18 protein-coding genes are annotated in these 16,890 nt (G+C 72.8%); 11 read left to right on the top strand and 7 right to left on the bottom strand.

Going from position 1 to position 16,890, the window contains the following annotated elements; all coding sequences use genetic code 11:
- Window positions 1-8: 8 nt before the first annotated feature.
- Window positions 9-692, bottom strand: a complete 684-nt coding sequence (locus AC4H2H_RS13140) for a phosphoadenylyl-sulfate reductase (protein ID WP_494371266.1) — start codon at window positions 690-692, stop codon at window positions 9-11.
- 215 nt (window positions 693-907) lie between these two features.
- Window positions 908-2,677, bottom strand: a complete 1,770-nt coding sequence (locus tag AC4H2H_RS13135) for a nitrite/sulfite reductase (protein WP_494371255.1) — start codon at window positions 2,675-2,677, stop codon at window positions 908-910.
- 407 nt (window positions 2,678-3,084) lie between these two features.
- Between AC4H2H_RS13135 and AC4H2H_RS13130 the strand changes: the two genes are divergently transcribed.
- The 4 genes from AC4H2H_RS13130 (at window position 3,085) to AC4H2H_RS13115 (ending at window position 5,522) form a co-directional block, all read left to right on the top strand.
- Window positions 3,085-3,450 carry a hypothetical protein gene (locus tag AC4H2H_RS13130; protein ID WP_494371254.1) on the top strand — a complete coding sequence of 122 codons (366 nt, stop codon included), beginning with the start codon at window positions 3,085-3,087 and terminating at the stop codon, window positions 3,448-3,450.
- Window positions 3,451-3,569: 119 nt separating this feature from the next.
- The gene (locus AC4H2H_RS13125) at window positions 3,570-4,130 is read left to right on the top strand and encodes a PadR family transcriptional regulator (protein WP_494371253.1); all 561 of its coding nucleotides are present in this window, start codon (window positions 3,570-3,572) and stop codon (window positions 4,128-4,130) included.
- On the top strand, window positions 4,127-4,933 hold the full coding sequence (locus AC4H2H_RS13120) for an alpha/beta fold hydrolase (RefSeq protein ID WP_494371252.1): 807 nt from the start codon (window positions 4,127-4,129) through the stop codon (window positions 4,931-4,933). The genes AC4H2H_RS13125 and AC4H2H_RS13120 overlap by 4 nt, the downstream gene beginning before the upstream one ends.
- 106 nt (window positions 4,934-5,039) lie before the next feature.
- Window positions 5,040-5,522, top strand: coding sequence for a DUF456 domain-containing protein (locus AC4H2H_RS13115; protein WP_494371251.1), 483 nt, complete (start codon window positions 5,040-5,042; stop codon window positions 5,520-5,522).
- Window positions 5,523-5,566: 44 nt separating this feature from the next.
- Here the strand turns inward: AC4H2H_RS13115 and AC4H2H_RS13110 are convergent, their stop codons facing one another.
- Window positions 5,567-6,139 (bottom strand): TetR/AcrR family transcriptional regulator, encoded by a 573-nt coding sequence (locus tag AC4H2H_RS13110; RefSeq protein ID WP_494371250.1) that lies wholly within the window; start codon window positions 6,137-6,139, stop codon window positions 5,567-5,569.
- A 101-nt stretch (window positions 6,140-6,240) separates the two neighbouring features.
- Between AC4H2H_RS13110 and AC4H2H_RS13105 the strand changes: the two genes are divergently transcribed.
- Window positions 6,241-6,867, top strand: a complete 627-nt coding sequence (locus tag AC4H2H_RS13105) for an NAD(P)-dependent oxidoreductase (protein ID WP_494371249.1) — start codon at window positions 6,241-6,243, stop codon at window positions 6,865-6,867.
- Here the strand turns inward: AC4H2H_RS13105 and AC4H2H_RS13100 are convergent.
- Window positions 6,774-7,262 carry a VOC family protein gene (locus AC4H2H_RS13100; RefSeq protein WP_494371248.1) on the bottom strand — a complete coding sequence of 163 codons (489 nt, stop codon included), beginning with the start codon at window positions 7,260-7,262 and terminating at the stop codon, window positions 6,774-6,776. The genes AC4H2H_RS13105 and AC4H2H_RS13100 overlap by 94 nt on opposite strands.
- A 122-nt stretch (window positions 7,263-7,384) precedes the next feature.
- On the opposite strand from AC4H2H_RS13100, the gene AC4H2H_RS13095 reads away from it, so the two are divergent.
- Window positions 7,385-10,186 carry a UvrD-helicase domain-containing protein gene (locus AC4H2H_RS13095; RefSeq protein ID WP_494371247.1) on the top strand — a complete coding sequence of 934 codons (2,802 nt, stop codon included), beginning with the start codon at window positions 7,385-7,387 and terminating at the stop codon, window positions 10,184-10,186.
- A 34-nt stretch (window positions 10,187-10,220) separates the two neighbouring features.
- Here AC4H2H_RS13095 and AC4H2H_RS13090 read toward each other — a convergent pair whose 3' ends face one another.
- Complete coding sequence (locus tag AC4H2H_RS13090) at window positions 10,221-10,898, bottom strand: DUF6518 family protein (RefSeq protein WP_494371246.1); 678 nt, start codon at window positions 10,896-10,898, stop codon at window positions 10,221-10,223.
- A gap of 175 nt (window positions 10,899-11,073) precedes the next feature.
- Here AC4H2H_RS13090 and AC4H2H_RS13085 point away from each other — a divergent pair, with 175 nt between their 5' ends.
- Both AC4H2H_RS13085 and AC4H2H_RS13080 read left to right on the top strand, forming a co-directional pair.
- On the top strand, window positions 11,074-11,706 hold the full coding sequence (locus AC4H2H_RS13085) for a hypothetical protein (RefSeq protein WP_494371245.1): 633 nt from the start codon (window positions 11,074-11,076) through the stop codon (window positions 11,704-11,706).
- Window positions 11,706-11,933, top strand: coding sequence for a helix-turn-helix domain-containing protein (locus AC4H2H_RS13080; RefSeq protein ID WP_494371244.1), 228 nt, complete (start codon window positions 11,706-11,708; stop codon window positions 11,931-11,933). The genes AC4H2H_RS13085 and AC4H2H_RS13080 overlap by 1 nt, the downstream gene beginning before the upstream one ends.
- A 21-nt stretch (window positions 11,934-11,954) precedes the next feature.
- Here the strand turns inward: AC4H2H_RS13080 and AC4H2H_RS13075 are convergent, their stop codons facing one another.
- On the bottom strand, window positions 11,955-12,524 hold the full coding sequence (locus AC4H2H_RS13075; protein WP_494371243.1) for a Clp protease N-terminal domain-containing protein: 570 nt from the start codon (window positions 12,522-12,524) through the stop codon (window positions 11,955-11,957).
- Between the two features lies 1 nt (window position 12,525).
- Window positions 12,526-12,747: a helix-turn-helix domain-containing protein gene (locus tag AC4H2H_RS13070; RefSeq protein WP_494371242.1), complete on the bottom strand. Its 222-nt coding sequence runs from the start codon at window positions 12,745-12,747 to the stop codon at window positions 12,526-12,528.
- Between the two features lie 174 nt (window positions 12,748-12,921).
- On the opposite strand from AC4H2H_RS13070, the gene AC4H2H_RS13065 reads away from it, so the two are divergent.
- The 3 genes from AC4H2H_RS13065 (at window position 12,922) to sucD (ending at window position 16,796) form a co-directional block, all read left to right on the top strand.
- Window positions 12,922-14,523 (top strand): OmpA family protein, encoded by a 1,602-nt coding sequence (locus AC4H2H_RS13065; protein WP_494371241.1) that lies wholly within the window; start codon window positions 12,922-12,924, stop codon window positions 14,521-14,523.
- Window positions 14,524-14,698: 175 nt separating this feature from the next.
- The gene (sucC, locus tag AC4H2H_RS13060; RefSeq protein ID WP_494371240.1) at window positions 14,699-15,868 is read left to right on the top strand and encodes an ADP-forming succinate--CoA ligase subunit beta; all 1,170 of its coding nucleotides are present in this window, start codon (window positions 14,699-14,701) and stop codon (window positions 15,866-15,868) included.
- 37 nt (window positions 15,869-15,905) lie between these two features.
- Window positions 15,906-16,796: a succinate--CoA ligase subunit alpha gene (gene sucD, locus AC4H2H_RS13055; protein ID WP_494371239.1), complete on the top strand. Its 891-nt coding sequence runs from the start codon at window positions 15,906-15,908 to the stop codon at window positions 16,794-16,796.
- Window positions 16,797-16,890 lie beyond the last annotated feature (94 nt).

Genomic DNA, 16,890 nt, shown 5'->3' with positions numbered 1-16,890 from the left:
GCCCGTCCTCATACGTGGAGTCCGCACTCTGTCTTGTCGAGCCCCGCCCAGCGGCCGGCCCTCGGGTCCTCGCCCGGCGCGACGCGCCGGGTGCACGGCAGGCAGCCGATCGACGGGTACCCGTCGTTCAGCAGGGGGTTGAGGATCACCTGGTGCCGCGCGGCGTAGGCGAGCAGGTCGTCGAACGACCACGCCGCGAGCGGGTTGATCTTCACGAGCCCGTTCTTCTCGTCGAACGTCACGAGCGGGGTGTTCGTACGGGTCGGCGCCTCGTCGCGACGCACGCCCGTGACCCACACCTCGTAGCCGGCGAGCGTGCGGTGCAGCGGCTCGACCTTGCGCATCTGGCAGCACAGCGCCGGGTCGCGCGCGAAGAGGTCCTTCCCGTGCGCGGCGTCCTGCTCCGCGACCGTGAGCTCGGGGTGGACGTCGACGATCGTCACGTCCATCTGCTGCTCGACGGCGTCGCGCGTCCCGACCGTCTCCGCGAAGTGGTAGCCGGTGTCGAGGAACAGCACGTCGACCCAGGGGACCTGCGCCGCGACGACGTGCGGGAGCACGGCGTCGGCCATCGAGCACGCGACGGCGACGGACGTGCCGAACTCGCGCGCCGCCCAGGCGATGACCTCCTCGGCCGTCGCTTCCGGGCGCGTGGCGCCTTCGACGCCGGGCGTGCCCGCGCCGTGCAGCAGCTCCTCGCCGCGCCGCGCGATCTCGCGCAGCTCGTCGAGGGACCGCTTCTCGCGGCCCTGCTCGACCTGCCGCGCGCGCTCGGCGTGGTGCGCGGCCTTCGCGTTCTCGCGCTGCTCGGCCTTGGCCTTCGCCGCGGCGCGCAGCGCGGCCAGCGGGTCGGGGTTGCCGGACGGCGTGGTGCCGGCCGTCGTGGTCGTCGCGCCCTGGTCCTCGCTCACTGGAGCGCCTCCTCGTCGGCCCGGTGCGCCCACTCGGCGAAGGTCTCTCGCCCGGCTCTGCCGGCCTGGTCAGCCTCGTAGCGGCGCACCACGCGCTCGACGTAGTCGGGCAGGTCCGTCGCGGTGACCTTGAGCCCGCGCACGGTGCGGCCCATGCCGGCGACCTCGCGGTCGTCCGAGGCCAGCCCGCCGCCGAGGTGCACCTGGAAGCCGGGGACCTGCTCGCCGGCGTCGTCCAGGACGAGCTGACCCTTGAGGCCGATGTCCGCCGTCTGGATGCGCGCGCACGAGTTGGGGCAGCCGTTGACGTGCAGCGACAGCGGCTTCATGCCCGACAGGTCGCCGAGGCGCTTCTCGAGCTCGTCGATCGTGGCGGTCGCGGTGTCCTTGGTGTCGACGATCGCGAGCTTGCAGTACTCGATGCCGGTGCACGCGATGGTGCTGCGGCGGAACGGGCTCGGGTTGGCGTCGAGGCCGTTGGCCTTGAGCGTCGAGACGACGTGCTCGACGTGCTCGTCCGGGACGTCCAGCACGAGCAGCTTCTGGTGGGGCGTGAGGCGCACCCGGTGCGAGCCGACGGACTCGGCGAGGTCGGCGACGTTCCCCAGGATCGTCCCGGAGACCCGCCCGACGTACGGCGCCGCGCCGACGTAGTTCAGCCCGTCCTTCTGCTGGTGCACGCCGACGTGGTCGCCGGGCACCGGCGGCTTGGGCGCGGGCGGGCCGTCCGGGAGCCGGTACCCGAGGTACTCGGTCTCGAGCACCTCGCGGAACCTCGCCGGGCCCCAGTCGGCGAGGAGGAACTTCAGACGCGCCTTGTTGCGCAGACGGCGGTAGCCGTAGTCGCGGAAGATCTGCGCGACGCCGTGCCACACGTCGGGAACCTGCTCCTCGGTGCAGAACACGCCGAGACGCTCGCCGAGGCGGGGGTTCGCGGACAGCCCGCCGCCGACCCATACGTCGAACCCGACGCCGAGCTCGGGGTGGCGGTGCGCGACGAACGCGACGTCGTTGATCTCGTGCACGACGTCCTGGCTCGGGTGGCCGGTGAGCGCCGTCTTGAACTTGCGGGGCAGGTTGGCGAGCTCGGGGATGCCGATGTAGCGCCGCGTGATCTCGGCGATGGCCGCGCTCGGGTCGATGAGCTCGTCCGCGGCGATCCCGGCGACCGGGCTGCCGAGCACCACGCGCGGGACGTCGCCGCACGCCTCGGTGGTCTGCAGCCCGACCGCCTCGAGTCGGCGCCAGATCTCGGGGACGTTCTCGACCTCGACCCAGTGCAGCTGGATGTTCTGCCGGTCGGTGATGTCGGCGCTGTCGCGCCCGAAGTCCTTCGAGATGTCCGCGATGACACGAAGCTGCTCGGTCGTCAGGGCGCCGCCGTCGATGCGGACCCGCAGCATGAAGAACTTGTCCTCGAGCTCGTGCGGCTCGAGCGTCGCCGTCTTGCCGCCGTCGATCCCGGGCTTGCGCTGCGTGTACAGGCCCCACCAGCGGAACCGCCCGTGCAGGTCGTCGCCTGTGATCGAGTCGAAGCCGTCCCGCGCGTAGATCGTCTCGATGCGTTCGCGGACGGACAGGCCGCCGTCCTCCTGCTTCCACCTCTCGTTGGCGTTCAGCGGCTCGGTCCCGTCGACCTTCCACTGCCCGTTCGGCCGGGCGGCGCGCGCCGGGCGGGCGGGACGTTCGCCCGCAGCGGGGGCGGGCCGATCGGGGCGGGCCGGCACGTCTCCGGTCGCGTCCGGCACCGTCGTGACCTGCGTCATCGGTGTTCCTCGAGTCCTCGTTCGGGGGCGGGGACGCGCGACGGCGAGCGCTCAGCGAGGGTGCGAGTGGCTGAGGACCGACGGCGCGCGCCGGTTCTCAGGGGTTCTCCGGGGGGAGAGGCGAGCGGGGCTCGCGCTGAGTCGGGCGCGGTTCAGCGACAACAGCTGAGACACGTGTGCGCGCACGCCCGCATCCCGTGACGCGAGGTCACGAGGAGGGTGCGCGCTGCCGTGGTCATGCCGAGAACCATAGCGGCGGTCCGCAGCGGTGGACACCCCTCGTCCGCATGGTGGGAAACCGAGAAGAGTAGACCGGATCAGTCAAGATTAGCTACCCGTGTCGAATCGGACGCAGATCACCTTGTGCAAACTTTCACGACACCGGCGTCAGCAAATAGGATGTCGGCATGGACTTCCTCTACAACGTGTTCGTCGCGCTGCACTTCATCGGCTGGGCCATCGTGTTCGGCGGCTACCTCGCGTCCCTGCGTTCGCCGGGCCTGTACAAGGGGGTGTTCCACGGCGCGCTCACCGCGCTCGTCGCGGGCATCGCCATGGTCGGGATCGGCGAAGCCTCCGTGTGGGGTGACTCCGGTCCGGACATGGCCAAGATCGGCGTCAAGCTCGCCGTCGCGCTCGTGATCGCCGTCCTCGCGTTCGTCGCGAAGCGGCAGGCGGCGACGGCGTCCGACGGCGCCGTCGCGCCCGGCGTGAAGCACGCGATCGGTGGCCTCACGCTGGTCAACATCCTCGTCGCGGTGTTCTGGAACTGACGGCTCTTCCACCGGGCCCGTCGGCGGATCGTCCGCCGGCGGGCCTTCGTCATCCCTCGGGCGCGTGCGTGCTGCGGAGGGGCATTGACGGGCACCTATGTGCATGATCCACTAGTCGCATGGTCCTCAGATATCTCGTCCTCGGGCTGCTCACGATCCAGCCCATGACCGGCTACGACCTCAAGCGCGCGTTCGACTCGTCCGTCAACCACTTCTGGGCGGCCGACCGCTCGCAGCTGTACCGCACGCTCGCGGCGATCGTCGAGGCGGGCCTCGCGGAGGTCGAGGTCGTGCCCCAGGAGAGCTACCCCGACCGCAAGGTCCACCGCATCACCGAGGAGGGTCGCGCCGCGCTGCGCGGCTGGCTCGCCTCGCCGCTCGAGCCCGAGGACTCCCGCGACCCGTTCCTCGGACGGGTCTTCTTCGGCGACCAGCTCGACGAGGAGGGAGTCGTATCGCTCCTCGCCGCCCGGCGCGCGCAGGCCGAGGAGGCGGTCGCCGTCCTGACCGCCGAGGCGTCGAGGATCGAGGCGCTCACGGCGGAGGACGGGCCCGACCCGTCCGGCGTGCGCGGCACGCGGGGCCTCGCGTTGCGTCTCGCCACGCTCCGCAACGGCCTCGCCCACGCGCGCGCGGAGCTCGTGTGGCTCGACGAGACCGAGAAGGAGGTGCTCTCGTGAGCGCGCCGGCCTACCTCGTGCACCACCCGGCCAGGCGAACCGTTGCGCCCGGCACGGGCGGGATCTCCGTGGTCCTGCTCCACGGCGGGAACGTCGCGTCGTGGATGTGGGAGCCGCAGGTCGAGCACCTCGACGACCTCGACCTCTGGACGCCCGACCTCCCGGGATACGGGTCGAGGGCGGCCGAGGACCTGGTGTCGATCGACGCGGTCGCCGACGACGTGGCCGCGACGGTCGCACGCCTCGCCACCTCGCGCGAGGTGCACCTCGTCGGCCTGTCGTTCGGCGGCATCGTGGCCCTGCGCGTCGCGGCGAGGCACCCGGGGATCGTCACCTCGGTCCTCGCCTCCGGTGCCGTGCTCGACGGCGTCCCCGGCCTCGCGGGCGCGTTCGGGCGCGCCCAGCTGCGGGTGTGGGACCGACCCTGGTACTGGAAGGCTCAGGCCCGCGCCATGGGCATCCCGGCGGACGCGCGGGACGTGTTCGTGCGCTCGGGGCTCGCGCTCCGTCGCGACAACCAGGAACGACTGGTGCCGGAGGTCTACGGCGGGTGCTGGCCGGACGGGATCGCCGAGTCCGGTGCGCGGGTGCTCGCCGTCGCGGGTGAACGGGACGTGCGCCCGGCGCGCGATGCGCTGGCGACGATCGAGCGCCGCCTGCCGGACGCCGTCGTGCGGCTCGCCCCCGGCATGCACCACCAGTGGAGCGCCGAGGACCCCGAGCTGTTCAGCGCGATGATCCGCGCCTGGGTGGTCGACGGCGTCGCGCACTCCCGACTGGTCCCGCTCGCTCCGCGCAGGTGACCGCATGATTCCGGTCTGCGCCGACGAGAAGTGAGCATCCGCCCCAGATACGGCCGATTCGGGGGCGGATGCTCACTTCTCGGTGTCGTGTGCGAGGGTGGGCGCCGTGAGCATGGGCGGAGAAGTCCTCGTCGGGCTGGCGATCTTGGTCGGGCTGATCGGGATCGTCGTGCAGATCCTGCCCGGCAACGTGCTCGTGCTGGGCGCGATCCTCGTGTGGGCGATCGTCACGGGGGGTGCTGCCGCGTGGGTCGTCTTCGCCGTCGCGGCGCTCGTCGTCGTGGCGGCCGAGGTCGCGCAGTACGTGCTGGCCGGCCGGCACATGCGGCGCGCGGAGGTCCCCTGGTCGACGCTCGTGTGGGGCGGGATCGCGGGTGTCGTCGGCTTCTTCGTCATCCCGGTGATCGGGCTCTTCATCGGGTTCGTGCTCGCGGTCTTCGTCGCCGAGCTGCTGCGCCGCCGCGACCGCGGCGCCGCGTGGCGCGCGACCGTCGCCGCGATGCAGGCGACCGGCATCACGATCCTCGTCCAGCTCCTCGGTGGCCTGCTCGCCGCCGCGGCGTGGGGCGTCGGCCTTGCGCTGACCTGACGGGCCCCGGCCCGCGAGCGACCACGCGCCACGGGCGAGCGAGGTCACTCCAGGAGCGGCTCGACCACGGCGACGATCCCGCGCGCGCGGGCGGCGGCGTCGGGCACCTCGTCCGCGCCGGTGTAGGCGGCGATGAAGGCCTCGAAGAGGGCCGCCCCCGCGAGGACCCGGGCGACCGACCGTGTGTCGAGCGCGGCCGGAAGGCGGCCGTGACCGACCTCGGCGTCCAGGTACGCCCGCAGGTGGTGGGCCGGCGACTCGGGGCCTGCGCCGTGCCGCTCCATCGCCGCGCGGTGGGCGGCGAGCAGCTCCGGCGTCCCGAAGATCGAGGCGGCGACGGGGAACGTGCGCACGTAGAAGCCGAGGAGCTGCTCGACGAGAGTCGTGAGGTTCTCCGGGACGGCGCGCCCGCCGACCAGGTCGTCGGGTGGGGCCAGCCGGGGCATGCGTTCGGAGAGGACCGCGAGGAAGAGGTCCTGCTTGTCCGCGAAGTTCTTGTAGAGCAGCGCCTCGGAGCAGCCGGCCGCGCGGGCGATCTCACGCGTCGTCGTGGCGGCGATGCCGTGGGTCCGCAGGACGGTCGCCGCGGCGTCGAGGATCCGCTCGCGCGCGCTCATCGGTCTGCCTCGACGCCGCACGTCGCCTCTTGACGGTTCTGTCGCACGGGTCCATCCTAGGGGTGAGTAAACACTTACTCACCCACGAACCAGGAGGCATCATGAAGATTGCCGTCGTCGGAGCGAGCGGCCGGACCGGACGGGAGGTGGTCCGGGAGGCGCAGGCACGGGGGCACCACGTGGTGGCGGTGGTCCGCCGTCCCGACCGCCTGGGCGACCTCCGGCCCGACGCGACAGCCGTCGCGGACGCGCTGGACGTCGACCAGCTCGCCGAGGCACTGTCCGGCGCTGACCTCGTCGTGTCGTGCGTCGGCCCCGTGAAGCGCGAGCCGCGGGACGTCCAGTCCCGCGCGACCGAGGCGGTCGTGCGCGCGGCGGACCGCGCGGGCGTCCGCCGGCTCGTGGCGCTGAGCGCGAGCGGGTGGGTGGTCGACGGCGACGACCCTCTGAGCCGGTACGTCGCGAAGCCGATCCTCGCCCGGACGCTGCGGGAGGAGAACGCAGCGTTCGCGGCGACCGAGCGGCTGGTGTCGGGGAGCGGCCTCGACTGGACGCTCGTCCGCCCCCCGATGCTCCAGGACGGGAAGGCTCGTGGCACCTATCGGTCGCGACGTGACGGCAACGTGAGGTGGCACTACGCCATCCGCCGAGCAGACCTCGCGGCGGCGGTCGTCGACCTCATCGAGGACCCGACGACGGCCGGTGCGACCGTCTCGGTCTCGGCCTGAGCACCGGGGCGGGCGTCAGCCCGGGAGCTCCATGACGTAGAACGTGTTGCCGTCGGTGTCGCGCATCGAGAACATCGGCGGCACGCCGTCCAGCGCAGGAGCTCGCCGGTGTCGGCGCCCGCCGCGGTGAGCGCGGCATGGTCGCCCGCGGCGTCGGTCGTCATGAGCCGGATGCCCGTGTCGACGCCGGCGGTCAGTCCGTCGCCCGCGGCGACGAGCGAGACCGATGCCGCGGCGCCGGGCGGAGCGACCTCGATCCAGCGGAACCCCTCCCGCAGCTCGCCGTCCATGCGGACCTCGAAGCCGAGAGTGCCCGTGTAGAACTCCAGGGCGCGGTCCTGGTCCGTGACCGGGACCGCGACGGTGTGCACGCCCGTGAGGTTGGTGCTCGTCATGGCTGTCCTCCTTCGCGCCGCGTGGGGTACGCGGCCTCCACGGTGACGACCGTGTCCGACGCCGGGACTCATCGGCGAGCGCGGCGCCGGGTGTGGGTGCGGGCGCCTAGGCTTGAGGGGCTATGGCTTCGCTCTTCGAGAATCTCCCGCTGCCCGGCCTCGACACGCTGTTCGACGGCCCGCGCGTCGACCACGGCGGCGAGTCCCGCCTGCCCCGGACCGCCCCGCGCTGGACCGACGACGCCGCCGTGCCCGACGGCACGGGCTCTGCCGTGCCCAGCGTCGACCCGGGCCGCGCAGAGAGCACAGGCGACGGCGCGTCGTCGGGCGTGGCACCCGGGGAGCGGCGCGGGCGCTACGCGCACATCGACCCCGACGCGCTGCTCGACGGCATGAACCCGCAGCAGCGCGAGGCGGTCGTGCACGCGGGCGGCCCGCTGCTCATCGTCGCGGGCGCCGGGTCGGGCAAGACGCGGGTGCTGACGCACCGCATCGCGTTCCTGCTCGCGACGAGCCGGGCCCGATCGGGGCAGATCCTCGCGATCACGTTCACGAACAAGGCTGCGGCCGAGATGCGCGAGCGCGTCGAGTCGCTCGTCGGGCCGGCCGCGCGGAGCATGTGGGTCTCGACGTTCCACTCCGCGTGCACGCGGATCCTGCGGCGCGAGGCGAAGACGCTCGGGCTCCGGTCGAGCTTCTCCATCTACGACGCCGCCGACTCGCAGCGCCTCATCACGCTCGTCACGCGCGAGCTCGACCTCGACCCGAAGAAGTACCCCGCGCGGTCGCTCGCGAACAAGATCTCCGACCTCAAGAACGAGCTCATCGACCCCGAGACGTACGCGCGGGACTCGGGGGCGCACGCGACGGACGAGGGGCTGGCGGCACGGGGCGCGAGCGTGCCCGAGTTCGACCAGGTGCTCGCCGACGTCTACACGCGGTACCAGGCGCGGCTCGTCGCGGCGAGCGCGCTCGACTTCGACGACATCATCATGACCACGGTCAACCTGCTGCAGGCGTTCCCCGCCGTCGCCGAGCACTACCGCCGCCGGTTCCGCCACGTGCTCGTCGACGAGTACCAGGACACCAACCACGCGCAGTACGTGCTCGTGCGCGAGCTGGCAGGCGTCGGCGCGGACAGCGCCGCGACGGACGCCGCCACGAGCGGGACGGGCGAGGCGCAGGTCCCCGCGCTCGACCCGGCCGAGCTCACGGTCGTCGGCGACGCGGACCAGTCGATCTACGCGTTCCGCGGCGCGACGATCCGCAACATCCTCGAGTTCGAGGCCGACTACCCCGACGCCCGGACGATTCTGCTCGAGCAGAACTACCGCTCGACCCAGAACATCCTGTCCGCCGCCAACGCCGTCATCGCGCGCAACCCCGACCGCAAGCCCAAGCGCCTGTGGACCGACTCCGGCGCGGGCGCGAAGGTCATCGGCTACGTCGCCGACAACGAGCACGAGGAGGCGCGGTTCGTCGCCGAGGAGATCGACCGCCTCGGCGACAGCGACGGCGTCCGCCCCGGGGACGTCGCGGTCTTCTACCGGACCAACGCCCAGTCGCGCGCGCTCGAGGAGGTGCTCATCCGCGTCGGCCTGCCGTACAAGGTCGTCGGCGGCACGCGCTTCTACGAGCGGCGCGAGGTCAAGGACGCCGTCGCGTACCTGCGCGCGATCGACAACCTCGACGACGACGTCAACCTGCGCCGCGTGCTCAACACGCCCAAGCGCGGGCTCGGCGACCGGGCAGAGGGCGCCGTCGCGGCGCTCGCCGACCGCGAGCGCATCTCGTTCGGCGCCGCGCTCGCCCGCATCGACGAGATCCCCGGGCTGACGAACCGCACGCTCAACCCGCTGCGCGGGTTCGTCGAGCTCATGACCGGCCTGCGCGAGCTCGCGGACTCGGGCGCGACGCCGTCCGACATCCTCGGTGCCGTCCTCGACCGCACCGGCTACCTCGCCGAGCTGCGCGCGAGCGACGACCCGCAGGATGCCACGCGCGTCGAGAACCTCGCCGAGCTGCACGCCGTCGCGACCGAGTTCACCGAGCTCGAGCCCGAGGGCACGCTGTCCGACTTCCTCGAGCGTGTGTCGCTCGTCGCCGACGCGGACCAGATCCCCGCGGACGACGCCGACGCGGACGACGACGAGGGCGAGGAGAAGGTGGATCCGGGCGTCGTCACGCTCATGACGCTCCACACCGCCAAGGGCCTCGAGTTCCCCGTCGTGTTCCTCACCGGCATGGAGGACGGCACCTTCCCGCACATGCGGTCCCTGCACGACGACGCCGAGCTCGCCGAGGAGCGCCGGCTCGCCTACGTGGGCATCACGCGCGCGCGCGAGCGGCTCTACGTGTCGCGGTCGGCGGTGCGGTCGGCGTGGGGCATGGCGAACGAGTTCCCGCCCAGCCGGTTCCTCGAGGAGATCCCGGAGGAGCTGTGGGACTGGCGGCGGCGCGAGTCGTCGATGGCGACGTTGCGGGCCGGTGGGTCGGTGTGGGGCCGCGGGTCGGGTGGTTGGTCGGGATCGCGGGGTCGGGGCGACGACGACGGGTCTACCCTCCGCGGTCCTCGTTCCTCGGACCGCTCCCGCCAGACCCGCCACGAGCCGTCGTCGTCCCCCCGACCCCGCTTTGCCGGTTCGTCGCCCTCCGCGGGCGCCGGGTCGTCCCGGTCGGGCGCGTCGGGTTCGACGTTCGGCTCCGGCGGGGGGAACGGGGCGAAGTTCGGGTCGGCGACGCCGCGGTCCGACGGGGACGTCCCGAACCTCGCGGTCGGGGACAAGGTCACGCACGACGCCTACGGGCTCGGGACCGTGGTCGCCCTCGAGGGTGCCGGCGCGAACGCCGTCGCGAAGATCGACTTCGGCGCCGACGGGACGAAGCGCCTGCTGCTGCGCTACTCGCCCGTGACGAAGCTCTGAGAGCGCGGCCCGACGCGAGGGTGCGCCCGGTGAGTCAGCCGACGGTGCCGAGCGCGCGGTAGGCGAGGACGAACGCCGTCGCGACGACGGCCGTGCCGGCCACGGCGAGCGTGACGGGTACGGCGCCGCGCAGCCGACGGGCGAGCATTCCGCCGAGCAGTGCGAGCGCGACGACGCCGATCGCGACCCAGTAAGTCGCGCCCGTCGTCTCCACGACGGTCGTGAGGCCGTAGGCGCTCTCCCCGAGGCCGACACCGGCGAGCAGCGCGGTCCCTAGTGCGGCGCGCACGCCCGTGAGACGCAGCCAGGCCGCGGCGACCCCGACGAACGGGCCGACGACCAGGCCGACGACGCCGAACAGGGTCGGGTCGTAGAAGAACCCCCGCAGGTCGGCGGCGACGGTGTAGCCGAGGACGAGCAGGACGAAACTTGCCGCCCCGAGGGCCGCAGAGAGCCACGTTCGAGCACGCGCCCACCAGACCAGGACCGCGGTGAGCACAGTCCAGCCGCTCGCGGAGTTCGCGAACGGCGCCGCGGCGTCGGGCAAGAATCCCTGGGCGAACGAGGTGAGGCATCCGAGGACGAAGCTCGCTGCCAGCACGGCGACGGCGCGGCGCCACCCCGGGCGCGCGCGGTCGCCGCTCTGGCGTGGGGGCTCCGGTGCCGGGCGTTCGGGGGCGTGCCGCGTGCGCGACGGGTTCGGGTCAGCCATGCGAAGAACGGTAGGCGGCGCGCGCCGCGGGGTCGTCCGCCCGTGGTCCGACCGCAGGGCCAGTGCCGTCCGCCGGCGGGCGGACGGGCGACCGCTGGCGTATATCGACTATCGATAGTATCGTCTTTCGATATTGACCGTCGGCACGTGACGGTCCCGGCCCTGGGAGGCCCTCGTGTCCACCGCGCCCCGCAAGAGGTTCTCGCTCGTCGAGCTCGACCGCTCCGACGTGGTCGTCACCGTGCTCGTCGCGGCGGCGGTCGTCGTCGGCGCGCTCGTCGTCGCCCTCCGCCGCCTCGCCGAGCTCGTCGGCGAAGGGCCGGTTCCCGCCCGGGTCGAGCTGACGTCCGACGAGATCGTCCGGGCCCCGCTCGGCCCCGGCGGCGCGGACGTCGCCGCGACGTCCGGTTCGGTCGTCGTCGACGTGCCGCACCTGGCCGGGTTCGCGCGCGCGGCCGCCATCCTGGAGGCCGTGACGGTCCCCGCCGCCTACGCCGTGACCGCGGTGTGCCTCGCGCTGTTCTGCCGGCGCGTCGTGCGAGGGCTGACCTTCACGGCCGCGACGACGCGGCTCGTCCTCGTCGCGGCCGTCGCCGTCATAGTCGCCTGGCTCGTCCAGGTCGCCGCCTCGATGGTCGTGGGGAGCGCCGCTCGCACGGAGCTCGGCGGTGGCGACGCGGACGCCGGCACGGTCTTCGTGACGTCCCTGCCGCTCGGCCTGCTGCTCGTCGCGATCGCGCTCGGCGCGGTTGCCGGCGCGATGCGCGTCGGGGAGCGCGTGCAGCGCGAGACCGAGGGCCTCGTCTGATGCCGCCCGAGGACGACGCCGGACGAGTGCACTGCCGGCTCGACGAGCTGCTCGAGGAGCGGGGCATGACGCTCAGCCGGCTCGCCGAGCTCGTGGGGGTCACGGTCGTCAACCTGTCGGTGCTCAAGAACGACCGTGCGCGCGCGATCCGCTTCTCCACGCTCACGGCCGTCTGCGACGTGCTCGGCTGCGAGATCGGCGACCTGCTCGTGCTCCGGCCACGGTAGCCGGCCCGGGAGGCGGTCCGCTCAGGACGCCCGGCGGTGCCGCTCGGAGAGGGCGGCGCGCAGCCCCGGGATGTCCGAGCCCGCCTCGGCGAGCGCGCCGACCAGGGTGCGGTGCGCCGTCGAGCCGTCGATGCGGGCCACGGCGAGGAGCACGTGGCCCGAGTCGATGGACCGCGAGCCGGCGTGGATCGCCTCGCGCAGCGAGAGCTCGAGGGCCTTCTTGGCCTCGGGCGTGAACGGGATGTGCGACCGGCGGTTGCGCCGCGCGCGACGCTCCTCGCCCGCGCGGTCGAGCGCACCCGGGCCGAACGCCGCGTCCGTGCGCGCCCGGATCTCGTCGAGGTCGATCCCGAGCGAGGCCAGGGCCTCGCCGTCGAGATCCGTACCGGCGGCCGCCAGCTCTGCGTGCCGGTCGATCGCGCCGGGTCCTACCCCGAGCGCGGCGAGAGCCGACGCGCCCGCACCGCTCTCCTGGTGGGCGAGGGCGAGGAGCAGGTGCACGGCGTCGATCGAGTCGTCGCCGTGCTCGCGCGCGACCTCCTGGGCGTCGACGACCGTCGCTCGGGCGTCGGCGGAGAAGCGTTCGAACATGTCATGACCTCCTGGTGGATCGGGTCGCCCCGTACTTCTTGTGCACGGCCTGGCGGGTGATTCCGAGCCGGTCGGCGATCTCCTGCCACGACCAGCCGAGCGCTCGGGCGTGCTCGACCTGCAGCGCCTCGAGCCGTTCGGCGAGCACGCGGAGCGAGCGCACCGCCCGCAGTCCCGTGTCCGGGTCGGTGCCGCTCGCGGCGTCCATGTCGACGGATTCCATAGATGTCAATCTACGTTGACAGCACGCAGGTCGTCAACCGTTGTTGACGCGCGCGCCCGTCGGGCGAGCGGGTGCGCCACGGTCAGGGGCGCGCGTGTAGAGTCCCGGCGGCGCATCGCCCTGGCCGGGCGGGCGGCCTACCGACGGAAGAACACCACAGAGCAGGGGGACGGCATGGCGACACGTGACGAGACGGTGCGGAGCCGCGGGACGGCTGGCGTGCGGAGGGTCGCGACGGTGCTCGCGCTCGCGCTGGCCACCTCCGGTTGCGGGATGCTCGGCGGGGTGGAGGTCGCGGACGACCCCGCACCGTCCACCGTGGCGGCCGAGGAGCGCGCGAGCGACCCCACGCCCGTCGACGCGTCGACCACGTTCCTCGGCCTCGAGCTCGACCTCGAGATCGGGCCGCTCGCCGTGAGCGACGGCCTCGGCGTGCTGCGAGTCCAGGTGACCTCGGCCGGTGACGGGGCCACCCCGCTCACCTTCGTCTTCGGCGACACGGCGCTCGGGCAGGAGGACTCCTTCGCGGGCCTGCGGCTCGTGGACACCGAGGCCGGGGTCGTCCGCGAGGCGGCGTACGTCGACGGCGTCCCGCTCGGCGCGTACCCGGACGGCGCGGTGGTCGGCGGCGGCGACGGCGGGCCTCTGGTCGGGCACGCGGTCTTCGCGGCCCCGGACGGTGCGACGACGGCGGTGCTCGTCCCGCACGTCGGGCTGGTCGAGGGCGTCCCCGTCGTCGACGCGGCAGACGCCGCCGACCTCACGGTCCCTCTCGAGCAGCTCACGGACGCCTCCCCGGACGACGTCGTCGCGCCCGTCGCGTTCCTCGAGACCTTCACGACCCAGGACGACGGTGCCGTCCGCACCCGTGTCGCGGAGGAGGAGGTCACGGTCGCCGTCGACTCCGACGTCCTCTTCGCGATCGACTCGGCCGAGCTGGGCGCGGGGGCCGACGAGGCGCTGCAGGCTGTCGGCGCCGAGCTGGCCCGTGCGGGAGCCGGCGACCTGCGCGTCGTCGGCCACACGGACGACGTGGGCGAGGAATCGGCAAACCAGGACCTCTCGGAGCGGCGCGCGCAGGCCGTGGCGGACCGTCTCGCCGCAGTCACGGACCTCGGGGACCTCGAGCTCGTGGTCGAGGGCCGCGGCGAGACCGAGCCGCTCGACCCGGGCCCGAGCGACGAGGCGCGCGCCCTGAACCGCCGGGTCGAGATCCGTTTCGTCCCCGCCGAGACGGCCGTCACGACGAGCGCGTCCGACGCCGAGGCGGAGCAGACCGGGGGCCCGACGGTCCAGGGCGTCGGGACGGCGAACGTCCAGTACACGGACGACCTCGGGACCCGCCCGCTCGACGTCGAGCTCCTCGGGGTCCGTCGCGTCGACGGCTACCTCGTGGGCGACCTCGAGGTCCGCAACCCCGGCCCGGACCACGTCGGGTTCGTCGGGGTCCTCGGCTCCGTCCGGGACGGCCGTGGCAACCTCACCGACGCGTCGCTGGGCACCGGCAACGTCACGCTCCTCGACGGCGGGACCAGGGTCTACCCCGCCGACTACCTCGCCTCGGACGAGCTCGACTTCGGCGCGCTGGAGCTCGAGAGGCTGCTGCTCGGCGACCGCTCGATGGGGAGCCTGGGCGTGGGTCTGGGCACGCACGCGACGGTCGTGTGGCCGGACACGGGGCAGGACGTCGTCACGGTGGACGTGCCCGACGGGTCGCTCCCCGGCGCCCCGGGCAGCGCGCCCGTCCGCTTCGTCGACGTCCCGGTCCAGGGCTGAGGGCGCCTCCCCTCCCGTCGGGCGCGCGTGACGAAGAGAACACCCCGCGTCGCTCGTCGGCGGGACCTGGCGGATAGGCGCGCTCCCGGCTGAGGGCTACCCTGTACGGGGATGTCTTGATGTCGAGACATCGGTCATGCCGCACACGGCGCATCAGACGGAAGGACGCAGCAGGGTGGACCTGTTCGAATACCAGGCGCGTGACATCTTCGAGAAGCACGGCGTGCCCGTGCTGGGCGGCGTCGTCGCGACGACGCCCGACGAGGCCCGGGCGGGCGCGGAGCAGCTCGGCGGCGGGACCGTCGTCGTCAAGGCACAGGTGAAGACCGGCGGCCGCGGTAAGGCCGGCGGCGTCAAGCTCGCGCACTCGCCCGAGGAGACCGCCGAGAAGGCGTCCGAGATCCTCGGCATGGACATCAAGGGCCACACGGTCCACCGCGTGATGATCGCCGAGGGCGCGAAGATCGCCGAGGAGTTCTACTTCTCGGTGCTCCTCGACCGCTCGAACCGCAACTACCTCGCGATGTGCTCGGTCGAGGGCGGCATGGAGATCGAGCAGCTCGCGGTCGAGCGCCCCGAGGCGCTCGCGCGGGTCGCGGTCGACCCGATCGTGGGCATCGACGAGGCGAAGGCGCGCGAGATCGTCGACGCCGCCGGGTTCGCCGACGACCTCAAGGCTCCCGTCGCCGACGTCATCCGCACGCTGTGGACCGTGTTCACGGCGGAGGACGCGACGCTCGTCGAGGTGAACCCGCTCGTCCGCACCGAGGACGGCAAGATCATCGCCCTCGACGGCAAGGTCACCCTCGACGACAACGCGTCCGAGGTCCGTCACCCGGACCACGAGGCGCTCGAGGACAAGGAGTCGGCCGACCCGCTCGAGGCCAAGGCCAAGGCGAACGGCCTCAACTACGTCAAGCTCGACGGCGAGGTCGGCATCATCGGCAACGGCGCGGGGCTCGTCATGAGCACCCTCGACGTCGTCGCCTACGCGGGCGAGGCCCACGGCGGCGTCAAGCCGGCCAACTTCCTCGACATCGGCGGCGGCGCGAACGCCCAGGTCATGGCGAACGGCCTCGACGTCATCCTCCACGACCCGCAGGTCAAGTCGGTGTTCGTCAACGTCTTCGGCGGGATCACCGCGTGCGACGAGGTCGCCAAGGGCATCGTCGGCGCGCTGGAGATCCTCGGCGACGAGGCCTCCAAGCCCCTGGTCGTGCGCCTCGACGGCAACAACGTGGACCTCGGCCGCGCGATCCTGCGCGAGGCGAACCACCCGCTGGTGACCCTCGCCGAGACCATGGACGGCGGCGCCGACAAGGCAGCCGAGCTGGCCAACGCCTGATCGCCCGTAGACGTCGAAAGCTGAGACAGAGAACACCATGTCGATCTACCTGAACTCCGACTCGAAGATCATCGTCCAGGGCATCACCGGCGGGATGGGTGCCAAGCACACCGCCCTGATGCTCGACTCCGGCGCCCAGATCGTCGGTGGCGTCAACGCCCGCAAGGCCGGCACCACCGTCACCCACAAGGACCACGAGGGCAACGACGTCACGCTGCCCGTGTTCGGCACGGTCGCCGAGGCCATGGCCGAGACCGGCGCGAACGTGTCCGTCCTGTTCGTCCCCCCGGCCTTCACCAAGGACGCGGCGATCGAGGCGGTCGACGCGCAGATGCCGCTCATCGTCGTCATCACCGAGGGCGTCCCGGTCCAGGACACGGCCGAGGTCTGGGCCTACCTGCAGGGCAAGAGCACCCGCATGATCGGCCCGAACTGCCCGGGCATCATCACGCCGGGCGAGTCGCTCGCCGGCATCACCCCGCACACCATCACGGGCAAGGGCCCGATCGGTCTCGTGTCGAAGTCGGGCACGCTGACCTACCAGATGATGTACGAGCTCAAGGACCTCGGGTTCTCCACCGCCATCGGCATCGGCGGCGACCCGATCGTCGGCACCACGCACATCGACGCGCTCGAGGCGTTCGAGAACGACCCCGAGACCCAGGCGATCGTCATGATCGGTGAGATCGGCGGCGACGCCGAGGAGCGTGCGGCGGCGTACATCAAGGACCACGTGACGAAGCCGGTCGTCGGCTACGTCGCGGGCTTCACCGCCCCCGAGGGCAAGACGATGGGCCACGCCGGCGCCATCGTCTCCGGCTCCGCGGGCACCGCCCAGGCGAAGAAGGAGGCCCTCGAGGCCGTCGGCGTCAAGGTCGGCAAGACGCCGTCCGAGACGGCCGCGCTCCTGCGCGAGATCCTCGCCTGACCCGAGCACGACCCCAGCACGTCCCGGAGCGCCGCACGGCGCCCCACGCACGCGCCCCGCTCCGCTCGCCGGACGCGGGGCGTCGTGCGTCGAG

It is taken from the genome of Cellulosimicrobium sp. BMG9.22, from assembly GCF_059159975.1.
This window is presented reverse-complemented; position numbering and strand designations above follow the sequence as displayed.